Origin of the sequence: Stutzerimonas stutzeri (assembly GCF_024448715.1) — a bacterium.
GTDB classification, from domain to species: domain Bacteria; phylum Pseudomonadota; class Gammaproteobacteria; order Pseudomonadales; family Pseudomonadaceae; genus Stutzerimonas; species Stutzerimonas stutzeri_AR.
Map to the genome: position 1 here is coordinate 164,303 of NZ_JAMOHZ010000007.1, position 18,606 is coordinate 182,908.

The 18,606-nt window shown below is 58.6% G+C and carries 14 protein-coding genes, 1 tRNA gene and 1 pseudogene; 2 read left to right on the plus strand and 14 right to left on the minus strand.

Annotated features, from left to right (window positions below; all coding sequences use genetic code 11):
* Positions 1-22 precede the first annotated feature (22 nt).
* The 3 genes from cydB to NAV33_RS16330 all read right to left on the minus strand — a co-directional run bounded on the left by cydB (position 23) and on the right by NAV33_RS16330 (position 2,860).
* The gene (gene cydB, locus NAV33_RS16320; RefSeq protein WP_255981919.1) at positions 23-1,030 is read right to left on the minus strand and encodes a cytochrome d ubiquinol oxidase subunit II; all 1,008 of its coding nucleotides are present in this window, start codon (positions 1,028-1,030) and stop codon (positions 23-25) included.
* Positions 1,031-1,032: 2 nt separating this feature from the next.
* On the minus strand, positions 1,033-2,472 hold the full coding sequence (locus tag NAV33_RS16325) for a cytochrome ubiquinol oxidase subunit I (protein WP_255981921.1): 1,440 nt from the start codon (positions 2,470-2,472) through the stop codon (positions 1,033-1,035).
* Positions 2,473-2,783: 311 nt separating this feature from the next.
* Positions 2,784-2,860: transfer RNA gene (locus tag NAV33_RS16330), tRNA-Asp, on the minus strand.
* Between the two features lie 382 nt (positions 2,861-3,242).
* Here NAV33_RS16330 and NAV33_RS16335 point away from each other — a divergent pair.
* Together NAV33_RS16335 and gspD are read left to right on the plus strand one after the other, a co-directional pair.
* Positions 3,243-3,833: a type II secretion system protein N gene (locus NAV33_RS16335; RefSeq protein ID WP_255981923.1), complete on the plus strand. Its 591-nt coding sequence runs from the start codon at positions 3,243-3,245 to the stop codon at positions 3,831-3,833.
* Positions 3,833-6,103: a type II secretion system secretin GspD gene (gene gspD, locus NAV33_RS16340; protein ID WP_255981925.1), complete on the plus strand. Its 2,271-nt coding sequence runs from the start codon at positions 3,833-3,835 to the stop codon at positions 6,101-6,103. Before NAV33_RS16335 ends, gspD begins: the two co-directional genes overlap by 1 nt.
* A gap of 37 nt (positions 6,104-6,140) precedes the next feature.
* Here gspD and NAV33_RS16345 read toward each other — a convergent pair whose 3' ends face one another.
* The 11 genes and pseudogenes from NAV33_RS16345 to asd form a co-directional block, all read right to left on the minus strand.
* Positions 6,141-7,352, minus strand: a complete 1,212-nt coding sequence (locus NAV33_RS16345; RefSeq protein WP_255981927.1) for an O-succinylhomoserine sulfhydrylase — start codon at positions 7,350-7,352, stop codon at positions 6,141-6,143.
* A 47-nt stretch (positions 7,353-7,399) separates the two neighbouring features.
* Entirely contained in the window at positions 7,400-8,905 is a 1,506-nt protein-coding gene (gene purF / locus NAV33_RS16350) for an amidophosphoribosyltransferase (RefSeq protein ID WP_255981929.1), read from the minus strand.
* Positions 8,906-8,992: 87 nt separating this feature from the next.
* The gene (locus NAV33_RS16355; RefSeq protein ID WP_255981931.1) at positions 8,993-9,505 is read right to left on the minus strand and encodes a CvpA family protein; all 513 of its coding nucleotides are present in this window, start codon (positions 9,503-9,505) and stop codon (positions 8,993-8,995) included.
* A gap of 153 nt (positions 9,506-9,658) precedes the next feature.
* Positions 9,659-10,297 carry an SPOR domain-containing protein gene (locus tag NAV33_RS16360; protein WP_255981934.1) on the minus strand — a complete coding sequence of 213 codons (639 nt, stop codon included), beginning with the start codon at positions 10,295-10,297 and terminating at the stop codon, positions 9,659-9,661.
* Positions 10,272-11,576 carry a bifunctional tetrahydrofolate synthase/dihydrofolate synthase gene (gene folC, locus NAV33_RS16365; protein WP_255981936.1) on the minus strand — a complete coding sequence of 435 codons (1,305 nt, stop codon included), beginning with the start codon at positions 11,574-11,576 and terminating at the stop codon, positions 10,272-10,274. Before folC ends, NAV33_RS16360 begins: the two co-directional genes overlap by 26 nt.
* Positions 11,573-12,466: an acetyl-CoA carboxylase, carboxyltransferase subunit beta gene (gene accD / locus NAV33_RS16370; RefSeq protein ID WP_255981938.1), complete on the minus strand. Its 894-nt coding sequence runs from the start codon at positions 12,464-12,466 to the stop codon at positions 11,573-11,575. The genes folC and accD overlap by 4 nt, the downstream gene beginning before the upstream one ends.
* A 218-nt stretch (positions 12,467-12,684) precedes the next feature.
* The gene (locus tag NAV33_RS16375) at positions 12,685-13,308 is read right to left on the minus strand and encodes a phosphoribosylanthranilate isomerase (protein ID WP_255981940.1); all 624 of its coding nucleotides are present in this window, start codon (positions 13,306-13,308) and stop codon (positions 12,685-12,687) included.
* A gap of 113 nt (positions 13,309-13,421) precedes the next feature.
* Positions 13,422-14,291 carry a tRNA pseudouridine(38-40) synthase TruA gene (gene truA, locus NAV33_RS16380; protein ID WP_255981942.1) on the minus strand — a complete coding sequence of 290 codons (870 nt, stop codon included), beginning with the start codon at positions 14,289-14,291 and terminating at the stop codon, positions 13,422-13,424.
* Between the two features lie 2 nt (positions 14,292-14,293).
* Positions 14,294-17,029 carry a FimV/HubP family polar landmark protein gene (locus NAV33_RS16385; RefSeq protein WP_255981944.1) on the minus strand — a complete coding sequence of 912 codons (2,736 nt, stop codon included), beginning with the start codon at positions 17,027-17,029 and terminating at the stop codon, positions 14,294-14,296.
* A gap of 150 nt (positions 17,030-17,179) precedes the next feature.
* Positions 17,180-17,269 (minus strand): annotated as a pseudogene (locus tag NAV33_RS16390) (aspartate-semialdehyde dehydrogenase); the annotation flags it as partial.
* 194 nt (positions 17,270-17,463) lie between these two features.
* The gene (gene asd, locus NAV33_RS16395; RefSeq protein WP_255981946.1) at positions 17,464-18,576 is read right to left on the minus strand and encodes an aspartate-semialdehyde dehydrogenase; all 1,113 of its coding nucleotides are present in this window, start codon (positions 18,574-18,576) and stop codon (positions 17,464-17,466) included.
* Between the last annotated feature and the right edge of the window lie 30 nt (positions 18,577-18,606).

The window sequence follows — 18,606 nt, forward strand, 5'->3', positions numbered from 1 at the left end:
GAGGCTCCGTGAAGAGACAGACTCAGTGGTAGCCATCGTCGGCGCTGACCTTGCCGCGGAACACGTAATAGCTCCATGCGGTGTACATCAGGATCAGCGGAATGATCAGCAGCGCCCCAACCAGGGTGAAGCCTTGGCTCTGCGGTGGCGCGGCGGCATCCCAAATACTTACGGACGGCGGGATGATGTTCGGCCAGAGGCTGATACCCAGGCCGCTGTAGCCCAGAAAAATCAACGCCAGGGTAAACAGAAACGGCGAGTAATGGGCGTAGCGCGCGATCGATCGCAGCAACCCGAAGGTGCACAGCAGCACGAGGATTGGCACCGGCATAAAGAGGATCAGGTTCGGCATGCTAAACCAGCGCTCGGCGATGTCCGGGTGCGTCAGCGGTGTCCATATGCTGACGATGCCGGTCACGGCGAGGACCGCCCATACCAGCGGTATGCCGATATCGTGCATGCGCTTCTGTAGATCGCCAGCGGTTTTCATGATCAGCCAGGTGCAGCCCAGTAACGCGTAGGCGGCGATCAAAGCCAGGCCGCAAAACACCGAGAACGGTGTCAACCAATCCAACGGACCTCCGGCGTAGGCGCGGTCGGCCACTGGGAAGCCGTCGATGAAGGCCCCCAGCGCGACACCCTGAAAGAACGTCGCCGCCAGCGAGCCGCCGACGAACGCTTTATCCCAGATATGCTGGCGCGCCGCGCTCGACTTAAAGCGGAACTCAAAGGCAACGCCGCGAAAAATCAGCCCCATGAGCATGAAGATGATCGGCAGATACAATGCCGAGAGCACCACCGAGTAGGCCAGCGGAAACGCGGCGAATAGCCCGGCACCACCGAGCACCAGCCATGTTTCGTTGCCGTCCCAGATCGGCGCCACGGTATTCATCGCCACGTCGCGCTCAGAGGTATCGGCCAGGAACGGGAAAAGAATGCCAATACCCAAGTCGAAGCCATCCATTACGACGTACATCATGATGCCGAAGATGATGATGACGGCCCAAATCAGCGAAAGATCGATGCCCATATTCAGTTCCTCTCGCCCAATTGGTCGCCATGGTCGTGGGGAATCGCCTCGTCGGCGGCGGAAAGCGGTCGCATCGGCGTGCGCTTTTCACCCGGCCCACCGGCCCCTTTCTCGTTGCCCTCGTTGATGACTGGCCCCTTGGCGATCAGGCGCAGCACATAGACGAAACCGATGCCGAAGACTGCAAAGTAAATCAGCACGAACATCGCAAGCGTCAGACCGAGTTGTCCGGCGCCATGATTCGAGACGGCGTCCGAGGTGCGCATCACCCCGTAGATCACCCAGGGCTGGCGGCCGATTTCGGTGGTGAACCAGCCCGCCAGGATCGCAATAATTCCCGAAGGCCCCATGCACAGCGCCAGCCGCAGGAAAGGCCGTGATGCGTATAGACGGCCGCTGCGCCGCAGCCAGAGGCTCCACAAACCCGTGAAAATCATTAAGAAGCCCAGCGCGACCATGACCCGGAACGTCCAGAATACGATGGTCGAGTTAGGCCGATCTTCCGGAGGGAAATCCTTGAGCGCCGGAATCGGCTCGGTCAGGCTGTGTTTAAGAATCAGGCTACCCAGATAGGGAATTTCTACCTTGAAGCGCGTCTCTTCACGCTCCATGTCCGGCCAACCAAACAGCACCAAAGGCGTCGGCTCGCCCGATGAATTATCCCAATGCCCTTCCATCGCAGCGATTTTCGCGGGCTGATGTTCCAGTGTGTTAAGGCCATGGAAGTCGCCAACCATCGCTTGGATTGGTGCGACGAGCAGTGCCATCCACATAGCCATCGACAGCATCTTGCGGATCGCCGGATTGTCCTTTCCGCGAAGCAAGTGCCAAGCTGCGGAAGCACCCACTATGAATGCCGTGGCCAGGAACGCGGCAATCGCCATGTGCGTCAGACGATAAGGAAACGAGGGGTTGAAGACGATGGCGAACCAGTCCACCGGGACCACGATGCCATCAATGATCTCGTGGCCCTGAGGTGTATGCATCCAGCTGTTCGAGGCGAGAATCCAGAAGGTGGAAATCAGCGTGCCGACCGCCACCATCAAGGTAGAAAAGAAGTGTAGCCCCGGTCCTACACGGTTCCAGCCGAACAGCATGACCCCGAGGAAACCGGCTTCGAGAAAAAACGCAGTAAGCACCTCGTAAGCCAGCAACGGTCCGGTCACACTGCCCGCAAATTCGGAAAAGGCGCTCCAGTTGGTGCCGAACTGGTAAGCCATGACGATGCCGGAAACCACGCCCATACCGAAGTTGACGGCGAAAATCTTCAGCCAGAAATGGTAGAGATCACGGTACACCTGGCGCTTGGTCTTCAACCACAACCCTTCCAACACGGCGAGGAAGCTGGCCAGCCCGATGGTTATCGCCGGAAATATGATGTGAAAGGAGATGGTGAAAGCGAACTGGATCCGCGCAAGCTCGAGAGCTTCCAAACCGAACATTAACAACCCCTCGTCAGTAGCCGCTTGCCCCTGGCTTATTGATGTCATCACGCATTACAGACAGCAGGAAACCACAAGGGTGCGCTCTGCGCCCCGTAACAGATTGACGCAGATAGCGTAGAACGGATGAAAAGAGTGGGCTCGCCGGGTGGTTCCGGCCCTAACCCAATCATCGATTGCATTGGAAAGCAATTTCCGGCGCGTAGGAATGCAGAAGCAAACGGCAGAAGCGGGGAATGAAAACGAAAAAAGCGGCCATATGGCCGCTTTTAACGAGGCTTCCAGTCGTTCAGATGAACCAGAAGCGAATGTGGCGCAGCGGACGGGACTCGAACCCGCGACCCCCGGCGTGACAGGCCGGTATTCTAACCGACTGAACTACCGCTGCGCGTCGGCCGGACTTTCGTCCGATTCGCAAGGCCTGCGGTGAAGCAGTAGTCAACCGTTGATACAACAGGCTGATTGCCTTGCGAGGCGCGCAATTTACGCACCCAACAGAATCAAGTCAACAGCCATAGCATTATTTTCCGTAGAAATAACGGCCACTTGCAAGCACGCTCAGGATTCATCGCCCGCCGGGCACCTTTTGCCTGAAAAACAGTCAGTTGCATTGGCCTACTAAAGTACTTCTTTGTCATGGCTCGGTCTGGATGGAGCGAACACCTCGAACTACAGTTGAACCAAACAATCAGCTCATCATCATTCAGCTTCATGGAGCACCTAGCTTGGCTTCCCTCGCAGCAGTGCACAAAGCCCGTCAGCACGCGCCGATGATCGCCAGTGCGGCTATCGTTGTGCTCTTCGGCCTCTACCTAGCTGGCCAGATTAGTGGATGGCTGCAACTTACCCAGGCGCCGCCTACAACCGGCGCTGACAGCAGCCAACCCGCTGGCGTCGCACCCGATTTACAGCGCATGGAAAGCTTGTTCGGAACACCAGCCAGCCAAAGCTATGCACCCAGTACAACGAGTTCTGATCTAACCTTGCTCGGAAGCTTCGTTCATGCCGATCCTGCTCGCTCCACGGCAATCATCCAGCTGAGCGGACAGCCGCCGCAGCTCTATCGGATTGATGAGCAACTGGAGTCGGGCGTGGCTCTGCACAGCGTTCATCCAGACAGGGTAGAAATACAGCGCGGCGGCCAGATCGAAAGCCTATATTTTCCAAGCACCCGCTCCGTTACTGCCGTGCCCGATAACCTGCCGGACTACAGTGAACCTGCACAAATGGATCAACTCGACCCGCAGGCGGAAATGCTGCAACAACAGATGGAAGCGCTTCGCCAACAAATGGAAGGGTCAAATAACCCGCCAGAGAACATGCCCTCCAATGAACCGCCCACGGAAGAGACGACTGACTGATGCTGCCTTTTTCCTCCCGCCCGCTCATTGCGCTACTCGCTGCCGGCCTGCTCGCCGCCCCCCTGCCGCTGCTGGCAGCTGATCCGGGAATAGAGCCGAGCGAAACTCAACAGGACGGCTGGACGATCAATCTCAAGGACGCGGATATCCGTGCCTTCGTCGATCAAATCAGCCAATTGACCGGCCAGACGTTCATCGTCGACCCACGAGTAAAAGGGCAGGTCAGCGTGGTGTCGTCGACCACGCTCTCATTGTCCGAGGTCTATCAGCTATTTCTTTCAGTAATGGCGACTCACGGCTACAGCGTCCTCACCCAAGGCGAGGTCGCACGAATTGTGCCAAACGCCGAAGCGAAATCGGAAGCTGGCGGCGGGCCGACCGGCGGCGACTTGCTGGAAACCCGGGTCATTCAAGTCCAACACACCTCTGCCACCGAGTTGATTCCACTGATTCGACCACTGGTTCCGCAATACGGCCACCTCGCCGCGGTCGCCTCTGCCAACGCGCTGATCATCAGCGACCGCAGCGCGAATATTGCACGCATCGAGGATTTGGTTCGTCAACTCGACCGCGCCCAAACCGGCGACCACAGTGTGGTGGACCTGCAGTATGGCTGGGCCGTGGATATCGCCGAGGTGCTTCGCAACACGCTGGCTCGCGGCGAAGCCAGAGACACCGCCGGCGCTCAGATCATCGCCGATTCACGCACCAATCGCCTCATTTTCACCGGCCCGGAACAAGCGCGGCAGAAGCTCGCCAACCTGGCGAAAACGCTCGACACGCCCAGCACCCGATCCGCAAATACACGGGTCATCCGCCTGCGCCACAACGACGCAAAAGCGCTAGCAGAGATGCTCGGCGATATTTCGGAGGGGCTCGCCACGCCTACTGACGGCGAAGCTCAAGGTGGAAGGCCACAGGATATCCTGATTCGCGCCGACGAAAGCCTCAACGCGCTGGTGATGCTCGCCGAGCCCGAGCTGATCGGCACATTGGAGTCGATTGTTCGACAGCTCGACGTCCCGCGCGCGCAGGTCATGGTCGAAGCGGCCATCGTCGAGGTATCCGGCGATATCACCGACGCGCTCGGCGTGCAGTGGGCGGTAGACGCACGTGGCAGCACAGGCGGCGTCGGCGGTGTCAGCTTCGGCAATACCGGGATATCGATCGGCAGCGTGCTCAACGCGATCGATGAGGGCGAGATCCCTAGCGACCTTCCCGACGGCGCGATTATTGGTTTGGGCACGCGCAGTTTCGGTGCGTTGATCACTGCGCTGTCGGCCAACAGTAAGAGCAATCTGCTCTCCACGCCTAGTCTGCTGACGCTGGACAATCAGGAGGCCGAGATTCTTGTCGGGCAGAACGTGCCCTTTCAGACCGGTAGTTATACGACGGACTCAGCTGGTGCAAACAATCCGTTTACCACCATCGAGCGAGAGGACGTGGGTGTGACACTGAAGGTGGTGCCGCACATCAACGACGGCGCTACGCTGCGCCTGGAAATCGAGCAGGAAATCTCTTCGATTGCGCCGTCGGCATCAATTTCGGCCCAGGCCGTGGACTTGGTGACGAACAAGCGTTCGATCAAAAGCACCATTCTTGCCGAGGACGGTCAGGTAATCGTGCTTGGCGGTCTCATTCAGGATGATGTAACCCTCACAGATTCTAAGGTCCCGCTGCTTGGGGACATTCCATTCCTAGGAGCGCTGTTTCGTTCCACTCAGGAAACTCACGTCAAGCGCAACCTGATGGTATTTTTGCGGCCAACGGTCGTCCGTGATCGCGCGGGGCTGGCGGCGCTGTCCGGCAAGAAATACAGCGACATCCGGATCATCGAGACCGATTCGGACAGCCCGAGCATTCTGCCCGCCACGCCTGAGCGACTGTTCGATGGCCAGGGGCAACCTGCCCCGGCAATCGATCTTCGTTCCAACGAGCCGGCGCAACGCAGTGCTGTGCCTAGCGCACCGGCGACGCAACGAGCACCGGAGACCTTTACGCCGCAGCCCCAACTCCAGGAACAGCCATCGGTGCGTTCGGGCTGGTCCGTACAGCTGGCAAGCCTGCAAAACCGCAATAGCGCCACGGCGCTACGGGAAAAGCTGCTCGCTGAAGGATTTGATGCTTACATCAGAACGACAGGACGTACGCATCGCGTCTTCGTCGGGCCGGTAGATCAGCGCCAGGAAGCCAATCGGCTCCGCGAGCAACTATCTGAAGAACAGCGCCTGGATGGCTTCGTGGTGAATTTCGAACCTGCCAGCGATTGATGGACGGTCAATGCAGCCCTTGCGGGCCGCACCTGCATCAGAGCGCCGCCAACCCGCGAGCCAGATCGACCTTCAAGTCAGCCACGTCTTCCAGACCCACCGCCACACGGATGAGGCTGTCGCGAATCCCAGCGGTCGCGCGGTCTTCCGCGGAAAGCCGGCCATGCGTGGTCGATCCCGGATGGGTGATGGTGGTCTTGCTGTCACCCAGATTGGCGGTGATGGAAATCAACCGGGTCGCGTCGATGAAACGCCACGCGCCCTCCTTGCCCCCCGCCACCTCGAAACTCAATACCGCACCGAAGCCTTTCTGCTGGCGCTTGGCCAAAGCATGTTGCGGGTGGCTTGGCAAACCGGCGTAATACACTTTCTCCACACCCGGTTGCTGCTCGAGCCACTCGGCGAGCACCTGAGCGCTAGCGCAATGGGCCTGCATACGCAGCCGCAGGGTTTCCAAGCCCTTGAGGAATACCCACGCATTGAAAGGGCTCAATGTCGGGCCAGCCGTGCGCAAAAAGCCCACCACTTCTTTCATCTGCTCGGCGCGCCCAGCAACCACACCACCCAAGCAGCGCCCCTGCCCATCGATGTACTTGGTCGCGGAATGGATGACAATATCGGCCCCGAGCGACAAAGGCTGCTGCAATACCGGCGTACAGAAGCAGTTATCCACCGCCAGCATGGCGCCCTTGGCGTGACAAAGCTTGGCCAGCGCCTCGATATCTACCAGCTCAGCCAGAGGGTTCGAAGGAGACTCAACGAAAACCAGCTTGGTGTTGGTCTTGAAAGCCGGCTCCCAGACGCCCACATCCGTGAGCGGCACGTAATCGACCTCCAGTCCGAAGCGCTTGAGGTATTTCTCAAACAACGAAACCGTCGCGCCGAAGACGCTACGCGAAACCAGCACATGATCGCCGGCGGAACACAGGCTCATCACCGTCGCCAGGATCGCAGCCATGCCGGACGCGGTCGCCACGGCCTGCTCGGCTCCTTCCATGGCGGCGATGCGCTCCTCGAACGCGCGCACGGTCGGGTTGGTATAACGCGAATAGACATTTCCCGGCACTTCGCCAGCAAAACGCGCAGCGGCATCGGCGGCGCTACGAAAAACGTAGCTGGAGGTAAAGAACAGCGGTTCACCGTGCTCGCCTTCGGGAGAGCGATGTTGGCCGGCACGAACGGCCAGCGTATCCATGCGTGCGCCAGACAGATCACTGTCCAGCCGGCCAGCGTCCCAGTCGATTGTCATAGTCGTTTCCACCCTGAACCGAGGCGGCATCGCCGCCATTTTGTCGATCAGTTGTTATAGAGGTCGATAATGGCGCTACCCATATTGACCTGGGTCTTGCTCAGGTCATTACGCGCCTGCTCGATCTTGTGCAAGTAAACCTCATCGATGTCGCCAGTGACATATTTGCCGTCGAATACCGCGCAATCGAAATTCTCGATCTTTACCTTGCCGCCACCGACCGCGTCGATCAGATCAGCCAGATCTTGATAGATCAGCCAGTCGGCGCCAATCAGCTCAGCGACTTCTTCAGTGCTACGGTTATGCGCAATCAGCTCGTGGGCACTAGGCATGTCGATCCCGTAGACGTTCGGGAAACGGACGGCAGGTGCAGCGGAACAGAAATAGACGTTTTTCGCTCCCGCTTCGCGGGCCATCTGGATGATCTGTTTGCAGGTGGTGCCCCGCACGATGGAGTCGTCTACCAACATAACGTTCTTGCCGCGAAACTCCAGATCGATGGCATTGAGCTTTTGCCGCACCGACTTCTTGCGTGCAGCTTGGCCCGGCATGATGAAGGTACGGCCGATATAGCGATTCTTGACGAAGCCTTCTCGGAATTTCACGCCCAGGCGATTGGCCAGCTCCAAAGCTGCAGTGCGGCTGGTGTCGGGGATAGGAATCACCACATCAATATCGTGATCGGGGCGCTCGCGAAGAATCTTGTCGGCCAGCTTCTCACCCATCCGCAGGCGCGCCTTGTATACCGAAACGCCATCCATCAGGGAGTCCGAGCGCGCCAGGTAGACATGCTCGAAGATGCAGGGCGCATAGTGAGGGTTCGGCGCGCACTGACGGGTATGCAGCTTGCCGTCCGACGTGATGTAAACCGCCTCGCCTGGCGCCAGATCACGGATCAGTGAGAAGCCCAGCACGTCCAGCGCGACGCTTTCGGAGGCGATCATGTATTCGACGCCCTGGTCAGTGTGGCGTTGACCGAACACGATCGGGCGAATGGCGTGGGGATCGCGGAAGCCGACGATGCCATAACCGGTCACCATCGCCACCACCGCGTAACCACCAACACAGCGCTCGTGCACCTTGGCCACTGCAGCGAAGACGTCCTCCTCGGTGGGCTGCAGCTTGCCGCGCACGGCCAGCTCGTGGGCGAACACGTTGAGTAGCACTTCCGAGTCGGAATTGGTATTCACATGCCGAAGGTCGGATTCGTAGATTTCCTTGGTCAGCTGATCGACGTTGGTCAGATTGCCGTTATGCGCCAGCGTAATGCCATAAGGCGAGTTGACATAAAACGGCTGCGCCTCCGCTGAGCTAGAGCTGCCGGCGGTGGGATAACGGACGTGCCCGATGCCCATGTTGCCAACCAGGCGCTGCATGTGACGCTGCTGAAATACATCGCGAACCAGCCCATTGTCCTTGCGCAGAAACAGCTTGCCACCGTCACTGGTCACGATTCCGGCTGCATCCTGCCCACGGTGTTGCAGTACGGTAAGTGCGTCATACAACGCCTGATTGACGTTCGACTTACCGACGATGCCGACAATGCCACACATGCAAGGAACCTCTCAGTTGTTACAGACTGATCCGGACGTGACACCGGCTCGAAAGCCCACGGCACGCTCGTTGTAAAAATGCTCGTCTCAGCCGGAAGCATCGAGCGAGCCAGCTACCCATTGGCTCCCAAACCCAAGAATCAGATTCTTCGACCAATCAGCGACCAACAAGAAATGTGGCAGCAATGTTGACTCACGCCACCAAGGATCCTGTTGCACGGGTGCAAGGCTGAGCAAGCCAACCAGCACCACGATCAGCAGCCCGCCTCGAGCTGCACCGAAGACCATTCCCAGAAAGCGATCCGTACCGGACAGGCCGGTAACCCGAACCAGTTCCCCTATAAGAAAGTTGACCAGCGCGCCTACGAGCAGCGTCACCACGAACAGAATCGCGCATGCCGCGATGATCTGAAAGGACGGAGTGCTAATAAACTCGGCGAGATGGTGAGAAAGCGCGCCACCGAACATCCAGGCAACCACACCAGCGATGATCCAGGTGAGCAGAGAAAGCGCTTCCTTGACGAAACCGCGTTTCAAACTGATCAGGCTGGAGATGACCACAACGGCGATAAACGCCCAATCGACCCAGGTGAACGTCACGGGGTTTCCCACAAAGAAGAAAGGCGGCGTATTTTAGCAGAGCACCTGCCAAGGAGTAAGCGCCGCGATCCCCCTTCTGCTGGCCGGAACACTGACACTGCAAAGCCCAGCTCCAGCGGTTCCGCCTGCAGCGGATGACTCTCAATCCAGGCTTCAGCCCTGCTCAGGTTTGAAGCGCACGACGAAACCGTCGAGCTTCTGCTGACGCTGCAGCTGATCACGCAAGCGATTGGCTTCCGCCCGCTCGACAAGCGGCCCGACGAATACGCGATTCATCCCGTCTGCCGTACGTACATAAGCGTTGTAGCCTTGGGAGCGAAGCGTTTTCTGCAGCTTATCGGCGTTCTCGCGACTCGACAGGCTGGCCAACTGCACCGACCAGCTGACCGGTAGATTGGCCGTATCCAGCCGCGGCTCTTCCGCTGGCGCTGCCGGCGTTTGAGTGGTGGCTGACTCAGGCTCGGCTGGTGTCGGTTCCGTCCCCGTGGAAGGCACCGGAACCTGACTGATGGGAGCTGCCGGCACTTTCGATTCGGCTGTCGGTCCCTCTTCGACGATCTCGAACTCTTCCGGGAAAGGCTCGGCTTCTGGTTCCGGCACCTCAACGGGTTGCGTCACGATCACAGGCGTAGCAGGCGCCTCTGGCATCTCCGGCGCATCCACAGCGACCTGACGGCCATCGTCTTCACGATTGAACAGCATCGGCACGAATATCACCGCCAGCGCAACCAGCACCAACGCACCGACGATACGTTGCAGCAATCCTTTATCCACCAATGCTTTGCCCTCCATTCGCTGCGTGCCGATCGAGCCAGTCCAGCGCCTCAGCCACACAATAAAAAGATCCGAACAGTAGAATCTCGTCTTCCTCGGAGGCCTGATCGCACTGCCCTTCGAGCGCCTGAGACACACCTGGGTAGATACTGACGGAGGCGCCTCGTTCCATCAATGTCTCACTTAGCTCGGCAGCGGGACGAGAGCGAGATGACGCGAGGGGCGCAACGGCCCAGCTGTCGACAACGGGCATCAACGCATCGATCACGCCAGCCAGATCCTTGTCGGCCAGCAGACCGAAAACCGCAAGCCGCCGTCCACGTTTTGGCTGCGCCTGGAGCTGCTGGGCCAAGTAAGCAGCCGCGTGTGGGTTGTGTCCAACATCGAGCAGTATCGACAGGTCGCGGCCTTGCCAACGGATCGCTCGACGATCCAGGCGTCCGGTAACGCGTGTATTCTGTAGCGATTCAGTCAGCCGCTCCGGCTGCCAGGAAGGCTCAAGCAACGCAAACGCCTGCAACGCCAAAGCTGCATTTTCCAGCGGCAGCGCAAGTATCGGCAGATTTCGCAGCTCCAGCAGGTTGCCTGCGCCATCCTGACCACGCCAATGCCAGCACCCCGCTTCCCTCACCAGATCGAAATCACGCCCGCGCACCAGCAACGGCACAGCGGACCGGGCGGCGCTTTCAAGCAATGATTCTGGCGGGGCAGGATCACCGCATACGGCAGGTTTTGCGCAACGGAATATCCCTGCTTTCTCGAACGCAACGCTTTCGCGTGTGTTCCCCAGCCATTCGGCATGATCCAGCCCGATATTGGTGACGACCGCCACGTCGGCATCAACCAGGTTTACCGCGTCGAGACGGCCACCAAGCCCGACCTCCAGAACCACGGCATCCAGCACCCCGCGTTCAAAAAGCCAAAAAGCGGCCAGCGTACCCATTTCGAAATAGGTCAGAGAAACGGAGCCGCGCGCGCGCTCAACCGCTTCAAATGCTTCGCACAGTGCTGTGTCGCTGGCATCGGCACCGTTGATACGCACACGTTCGTTGTAACGCAGCAGATGCGGTGAGCTGTAAACGCCGACCCTCTTGTCTTGCCCTGCCAGCATTTGGGCGATGAATGCGCAGGTCGAGCCCTTGCCATTAGTACCGGTAACAGTGACGACTTGCGGGGCCGGACGCGTCAGCCCGAGCCTCGTCGCTACCTCACGGCAACGATCAAGGCCCATATCGATGGCGGTAGGGTGCAGCCGCTCGAGGTAATCGAGCCAATCCTGCAGACTCCGCTGGATCATGCGCCAGCCGTCACCAATGCGGGTTCGGCCGGTGTCGGCAGCTGTTGCAGCTGAGCGAGGAGACGGGATAGACGAGCACGCAGTTCGGCGCGCGGGATGATTAGATCAATGGCACCGTGATCAAGGAGGAATTCGCTGCGCTGGAACCCTTCCGGCAGTTTCTCGCGAACTGTCTGCTCGATGACTCGCGGCCCGGCAAAGCCGATCAGCGCCTTGGGCTCTGCAACGATAACGTCGCCGAGCATTGCCAGACTAGCCGATACGCCGCCGTAAACCGGGTCGGTAAGCACAGAAATGAATGGCAGTCCCTCTTCACGCATACGGGCTAATACTGCGGAGGTCTTGGCCATTTGCATTAGCGAGATCAGGGCTTCCTGCATCCGTGCGCCGCCGGAGGCAGCGAAGCAGACCAATGGGCATCGCTGCTCGAGCGCTGCATTCGCCGCACGAACGAAGCGCTCGCCAACGATCGCTCCCATGGAGCCGCCCATGAAGGAGAACTCGAACGCACAGGCTACGACCGGCATGCTAGACAGCGTTCCGCGCATAGCGATCAGGGCGTCCTTTTCACCGGTCTGCTTCTGGGCAGCGGAGAGGCGATCCTTGTATTTCTTGCTATCACGAAACTTCAGACGGTCGACAGGCTCCAGATCGGAACCGAGTTCCTCGCGTCCGTCTTTGTCGAGAAATATATCCAGGCGCGTACGCGCATCGATACGCATGTGATGCTGGCACTTGGGGCAGACATCCAGCGTTTTTTCCAGCTCTGGGCGATACAGCACCGCCTCGCATGATGGACACTTGTGCCATAAGCCTTCAGGCACTGAGCTTTTCTGCGTTTCCGAGCGCATGATCGAAGGGATCAGCTTGTCTACCAGCCAGTTGCTCATGCTTTTGTTCTCCACAGCTTTTCAGTCCCGGCACGTATCGACTGCACGCACTAGGCAAATTTATCGTTGCGACCGGTCTCCAGTCGGAGCTCACTGCGTCACGTTGGCGATGGACCGGAGGGCCCTACCGCTGAACTCGATCCCTATTCAATGTCGAGATCGACTGCGGGCTCGCCAATCCAGCGAATGGTAACTGGACGGCAAGGACCCTTGGTTCGTCACATTGCCGCTCTAACCCGTCGAACAAATTCACGTACGCTCTCAGCATTCTTGACGCCTTTGCGCAGCTCTACCCCACCACTGACGTCGACCGCGAACGGTCGCACCTGGGCAATGGCCTGTTGCACATTCTGCGGGGTAAGCCCGCCAGCAAGGATAAGAGGCTTGGGTAGATCAGCAGGAATCAGGGACCAATCAAACACAACCCCTGTCCCGCCTGGAATGCCAGAAACAAAGGTGTCTAGCAGAACCGCGCTAGCGCCCGCATAGCGAGCCGCCTGGCCGCGAATGTCATCACCAGCCCTGACCCGAAGCGCCTTGTACCAAGGCCGGTGGAAGCCTTCACAGTCGGCAGGTGTTTCATCCCCGTGAAATTGCAACATATCCAGCGATACCGCATCGAGCGTTTCGTTGAGTTCGCAGCGCGACGCATTGACGAACAAGCCAACCGTGGTAACAAAAGGAGGTAGCGCGGCAATGATCGCGCGCGCCTGTTGAATACTTACCGCTCGCGGGCTCTTGGCATAGAACACCAAGCCGATCGCATCGGCTCCCGCGTCGGCAGCAACAAGCGCGTCCTCAACGCTGGTGATTCCACATATCTTGCTACGGACGATGGCCAACGGCAGCTACCTGCGATAAAAGACCTCGGATGGTAACAAAAGCGCCACAGGCTGCAACCTGCTTCGCGCTGAGAGCGACTCCGCTTTTCCATGAACGCTTCCGACAATCCCAGCTATCCCGGATACGTTCGCACGTCCGGCAAGCCCGACAAAAAGTGCGGCCCGAGATAGCGTTCAGGCAATGCGAACTCGTCAGGGTAATCCACCTGAACGAGATACAGACCGTAGGGATGCGCAGTGACCCCACCGGTTCGCCGTATTCGCGATTCGAGTACTTCTCGCGCCCATTCCACAGGACGCTCGCCCGCGCCAATGGTCATCAGCACACCGGCAAAGTTACGCACCATATGATGTAAAAAAGCGTTGGCACGGACATCGATCACGATAAGCCGGCCGTACTCGAGCAACTCCAGGTGATGAATGGTTTTGATTGGCGATTTCGCCTGGCATTGACGCGCCCGGAAGGCACTGAAGTCGTGTGTGCCCACGAATGCTCGGGCCGCTTCGCGCATGCGCGCGACATCCAGCGGACGATGGTTCCAAGTCACCTCTTCGGCGAGGTGCGCCGGTCGAATCTGGTCGTTGTAGATGACATAGCGATAACGACGCGCCATGGCGCTGAAACGTGCGTCGAAACGCTTGGGCATTTCCTTGGCCCAAGCCACGCTAATGTCACCTGGCAAGTTCATGTTCGCGCCCATTACCCAGGCGTGCATGGAACGTGTCACTGGCGTATCGAAGTGCACGACCTGGGCGCAGGCGTGAACGAGAGCGTCCGTACGCCCAGCACAACTCAGCACTACCGGATGACCGCCGGCAACCTTGCTTAATGCGTTTTCCAGCGATAGCTGGATAGACGGCACACCATCGCGCTGGCGCTGAAAACCCCGATACCGCGAACCTTTATATTCGACGCCAAGAGCAATTCTGAAAACGTCAGCGGCAGCCGATGTGGCTGCCGCTTCAGGTACTGCTTCGATCATGGTCAGGCTAGTTTGGCGAGCATCTCGCGCGCCTCTTGCTGCTGATTGTCGCTACCTTCGCTCATGACCTCATCGAGGATATCGCGCGCACCTTCAGCATCACCCATATCGATGTAGGCGCGAGCGAGGTCCAGCTTGGTAGTGGTTTCGTCTGTGTCGGAGAAGAAATCGAAGTCATCGTCAAGCGACTCCGATCCCGACTCAACAGGCGCAGGAGCCGAGGCTACCTCAGGCTGGTCGAGCGGCTCCCCCAAATCATTCGACAGGTCGTCCAGCTCGGCTTCGACCTCATTCAGTTCGGAGGTGAAAGTATCCGGCGTCGCTTCTTCGGCGGGCTCGTCACCTAGCGACAGGTCGAACTCATCCGGCATGTCAGCGGGCTGTGCCGAATCGGAAAGTTCGAAATCGAACTCATCTGCGGCAGGCTCGAGCGACGCAGGTGCTGACGGTGCGTCATCGAGACTCAGCATCAACTCTTCATTAGCCGGTGTTGCCGGCTGATCATCATCGAGATCAAGCGAGAAGCCTGCGAGCTCACCCTCAAGGGACACATCATTCGGCTTCGACGATTTTTCCACATCGAAAGAGAAGTCATCCATGGCTTGCTCTTGCGTCGCTGCATCAAGACCAAGTTCGTCAAAGCTGAGTTCATCTAGTTCTGGAGCGGCGTCGCTAGTCGGCGCGACTGCAGTCTCCGACAGGCCGTCGTCCAGTTCAAGATCGTCAAAATTAAGATCGAAGGCTTCGTCGGTGCCTTGCTCTGCAACGGAGGCAGGGGCAGGCTCGTCGAGCTCGAGATCATCCAGGCTGAAACTATCGAAACCCTCATCACTTGCGGCGACTGCTGCGGTGCCAGTAGCGGCTGCGGCAACCATCGCAGGGTATCTGTTCTTTATCTGGTCGATACCGGCCGAAGCGCCTCCGATGTCACGAAGCTCCGCCTCTTGCCGCGCGAAACCATCGCGATCACCGAGTTCGGCGTAAACCTCCATCAACTTCAGACGCAAATCGCTGCGCTGCGGCTCATCGTTCAGCGCATTTTGCAGGAGATCAACAGCCTGGTTAAAACGACCATAGGCGATGTAAATATCGGCTTCGGCAAGCGGGTCGTTACTGGCGCCAGCAAGCGAGTCGGAGGAACTGTTGTCGAAATCTACCGCAGCGCCCTGATCGGCCGCTTCGATATCAGATGAATCGAGCCCCCGCTCAGCTACGTAGAGATTGTCCGGTGCGCTATCGGCTAACAGGCTTTCCTGCAGTTCAGCCTCTTTCATGGCATTACGACGAGACAACGCCATCAAGCCGACAAGCAGTAGCAATAGCGCACTACCGCCCAGCACGCCGAGCAGAACAGGATTGGCCATCAGTTCGTCGACGTAGCTATCTTCCTTCGGCTCTTCAGCAACTGTAGCCGGTGCGGCAGTGGGCGCCTGTTCGGCAGACTCAGAGGTCGCTACTGGCTGGTTCTGAGGCGCTTGGGGCGCCGAGGTTTCAGGGGCAATTCCGGGCTCGGCATTTGCCTCAGGTGCGGGCTCGCCGGATTCTGGCGCAACATCAGCGCTTGGATCGACCGGAGGATTTACCGATGCCGCCGCATCAGTCCCTGGCTCTGCTCCGGTCGCTAGCTGGGCCTGTAGTTTGGCAAGCTGATCGTCTTTGAGCTGCATTAAACGTTGCAGCTTGTCCAGTTGGCCTTGGAGATCGCTGAGGCGATCGTTGAGATCCAGATTCTCACGGCGACTTGAATCGAGGCTTTCCTCGGTAGTGGCGAGCCTGTCGCGCAGAGCTTTGGTGTCTTCGCCGGTACCGCTATCGCTGCCTGTCGTGGAAGTGCCTGTTTCCGGTGCAACCAGTCGCAGATTATCGCCCTGCTCGCTGCGAGATGGTGCAGCCCCGGCCGAGCTACGCTGAGTGGCGTCGAGCTGACGCGCACCTGCAGCAACCGAACCCGCGCCCTGGCGCCAGCTGGCGTTCTGTTGCGCAACTTGCTGAATCGCTTCCGCTTGCGAGCGGCTGCCAATTTGCTCGGCGTTGGGCAGCCGAAGCACCTGCCCGTTCTTCATTCGATTGATGTTGCCGCCAATGAAAGCGTCTGGATTCAGGTCCTGAATGGCCAGCATGGTCTGATGCACGGTTCCGCCCTGACGCGCGCGCTCGGCGACTTCCCAAAGCGTGTCATTCGGGGTGACCTTGTACTGATCACCCTGCAGCGAAGAGGTACTAGCGGGAGCGCTCAGAGGTGTAGATCGGGTTGCCGCTCGAGACGCCGAGCTCGGTCGAGAAACGGGAGCGGCAATCGGCAGCTGGGGTGCGACGGCAGCAGCGATTTCCGGAGAATAAAGCGGCGGGTCCAGCAGCAAGGTGTATTCGCGCAGAAGACGGCCACTCGGCCAGAGAACTTCGACGAGGAAATTCAGATAGGGTTCGCGAACCGGTTTTGTCGATGAAATTCGAATGACGCTCTTGCCGTCAGGACGCAAAACAGGGGTAAAGGTCAGGTCCGTCAGAAAATATTGGCGATCAACTCCAGCCCGATTGAAATCCTCGGCAGAAGCTAGAACCGGAACCACCTCACCCGGGGCCAACGTTTTCGCATCCAGCAGTTCGATTTCAGCGACCAGCGGTTGGTTAAGCGCCGACTTCAGCGTGACCTCCCCCAGCCCCAGCGCATAAGCCATTTCGGAAGTCAGCGCGGTAGCAGCCGCGATTGCCAGTACCAGATTGCGAACCCGAACCATTATGTAAATCCCTTGTTTTAACTTTTCTCGGATCGTCGAGAGGGTCTTATAGTCACTGCCTGCGCCCGCCTAGTGGCGGCTCCCCGTCAGCGATAAGCCTAAACAGCGTTGTTAGCTAGAATAGTTCTTCGAATTTCCGGTAAGTATCTTTTACAGATAGTGTTTTATCAACAACTCACCAGACCGCACGGCATTGAGCGCCGCGCCTTTTGGTACGTTATCAGACACAATCCACAAATTGTGTTCGCGTACAGCAGGCAGGCCGCAATGCGACCGCCAGCATCCAGGACGCTCTGCGTGATTGGATCTGCTTTCAGCGTTAGGGTTACTGTCCGCTGGTCTCATTGCGGCGGCAGATAGGAAGAAGGACACCCTTTCGCATAAAAAAAGCGCCGCGGCACAGCCGGGGCGCTTTTTTGCCAGCCCATTCTGGCTTATCGCTCCAGAAGGATCCGCAGCATGCGGCGCAGCGGCTCGGCCGCTCCCCAAAGCAGCTGATCACCAACGGTGAAAGCGCCCAGGTAATGCGAACCCATATTGAGCTTGCGCAGACGGCCAACCGGAACACTCAAGGTACCGGTTACCGAGGTGGGACTGAGCTCCTGCATGCTCGCGTCACGATGGTTCGGAACGAGCTTCACCCAGGGGTTGTGCTGACTGATCATGCCTTCGATGTCCGAGATCGGCACATCCTTGTTCAGCTTGATAGTCAACGCCTGGCTGTGACAGCGCATCGCGCCGATCCGCACGCAGATGCCATCTACCGGGATGGGGCTTTTGAAACGGCCCAGAATCTTGTTGGTTTCCGCCTGCGCCTTCCACTCCTCACGGCTCTGCCCATTCGGCAGCTCCTTATCGATGTACGGAATCAGGCTACCGGCCAGCGGAACGCCAAAATTGTCCACCGGAAATGCTTCTGAGCGCTGACACTCGGCGACCTTGCGATCAATTTCCAGAATGGCGCTGGCCGGATTGGCAAGCTCATCCGCAACCGAGGCATTAATGCTGCCCATTTGCTTGATCAGCTCGCGCATGTTCTGTGCGCCGGCACCTGATGCAGCCTGATAAGTCATGGCGCTCATCCACTCGACCAGGCCGTTCTCAAACAAGCCGCCGAGCCCCATCAGCATTAGGCTGACGGTGCAGTTACCGCCGATGTAGTTGCGGGTGCCGGCGTCCAGCTGGTGATCGATCACCTTACGGTTGACCGGATCCAGCACGATGACCGCATCGTCATGCATGCGCAGGGTCGACGCCGCGTCGATCCAGTAGCCATTCCAACCCGCTTCGCGAAGCTTGGGGAATACTTCGCTGGTGTAGTCGCCGCCCTGGCAAGTAAGAATCACGTCGAGGGTTTTCAGCTCTTCGATACTGTAGGCGTCCTTCAGCGGCGCAGTATCTTTGCCAATGGAAGGCCCCTGACCGCCTACGTTGGAAGTGGTAAAGAACACTGGCTCGATCAGGTCGAAGTCCCGCTCCTCCAGCATCCGCTGCATAAGCACGGAACCTACCATACCGCGCCAACCGATCAGACCTACACGTTTCATCGCAAACAACACCTATATATAAAGTGGCCC

What these genes read in the sequence shown, in the direction of transcription:
- NAV33_RS16360 (WP_255981934.1), bottom strand. Translation starts at nt 10,297, where the DNA reads ATGGAGGGCAAAGCATTGGTGGATAAAGGATTGCTGCAACGTATCGTC.
- NAV33_RS16385 (WP_255981944.1), bottom strand. Translation starts at nt 17,029, where the DNA reads ATGGTTCGGGTTCGCAATCTGGTACTGGCAATCGCGGCTGCTACCGCG.
- gspD (WP_255981925.1), top strand. Translation starts at nt 3,833, where the DNA reads ATGCTGCCTTTTTCCTCCCGCCCGCTCATTGCGCTACTCGCTGCCGGC.
- NAV33_RS16325 (WP_255981921.1), bottom strand. Translation starts at nt 2,472, where the DNA reads ATGTTCGGTTTGGAAGCTCTCGAGCTTGCGCGGATCCAGTTCGCTTTC.
- purF (WP_255981929.1), bottom strand. Translation starts at nt 8,905, where the DNA reads ATGTGTGGCATTGTCGGCATCGTCGGTAAGTCGAACGTCAATCAGGCG.
- folC (WP_255981936.1), bottom strand. Translation starts at nt 11,576, where the DNA reads ATGATCCAGCGGAGTCTGCAGGATTGGCTCGATTACCTCGAGCGGCTG.
- asd (WP_255981946.1), bottom strand. Translation starts at nt 18,576, where the DNA reads ATGAAACGTGTAGGTCTGATCGGTTGGCGCGGTATGGTAGGTTCCGTG.
- cydB (WP_255981919.1), bottom strand. Translation starts at nt 1,030, where the DNA reads ATGGGCATCGATCTTTCGCTGATTTGGGCCGTCATCATCATCTTCGGC.
- accD (WP_255981938.1), bottom strand. Translation starts at nt 12,466, where the DNA reads ATGAGCAACTGGCTGGTAGACAAGCTGATCCCTTCGATCATGCGCTCG.
- truA (WP_255981942.1), bottom strand. Translation starts at nt 14,291, where the DNA reads ATGATCGAAGCAGTACCTGAAGCGGCAGCCACATCGGCTGCCGCTGAC.
- NAV33_RS16345 (WP_255981927.1), bottom strand. Translation starts at nt 7,352, where the DNA reads ATGACAATCGACTGGGACGCTGGCCGGCTGGACAGTGATCTGTCTGGC.
- NAV33_RS16335 (WP_255981923.1), top strand. Translation starts at nt 3,243, where the DNA reads ATGATCGCCAGTGCGGCTATCGTTGTGCTCTTCGGCCTCTACCTAGCT.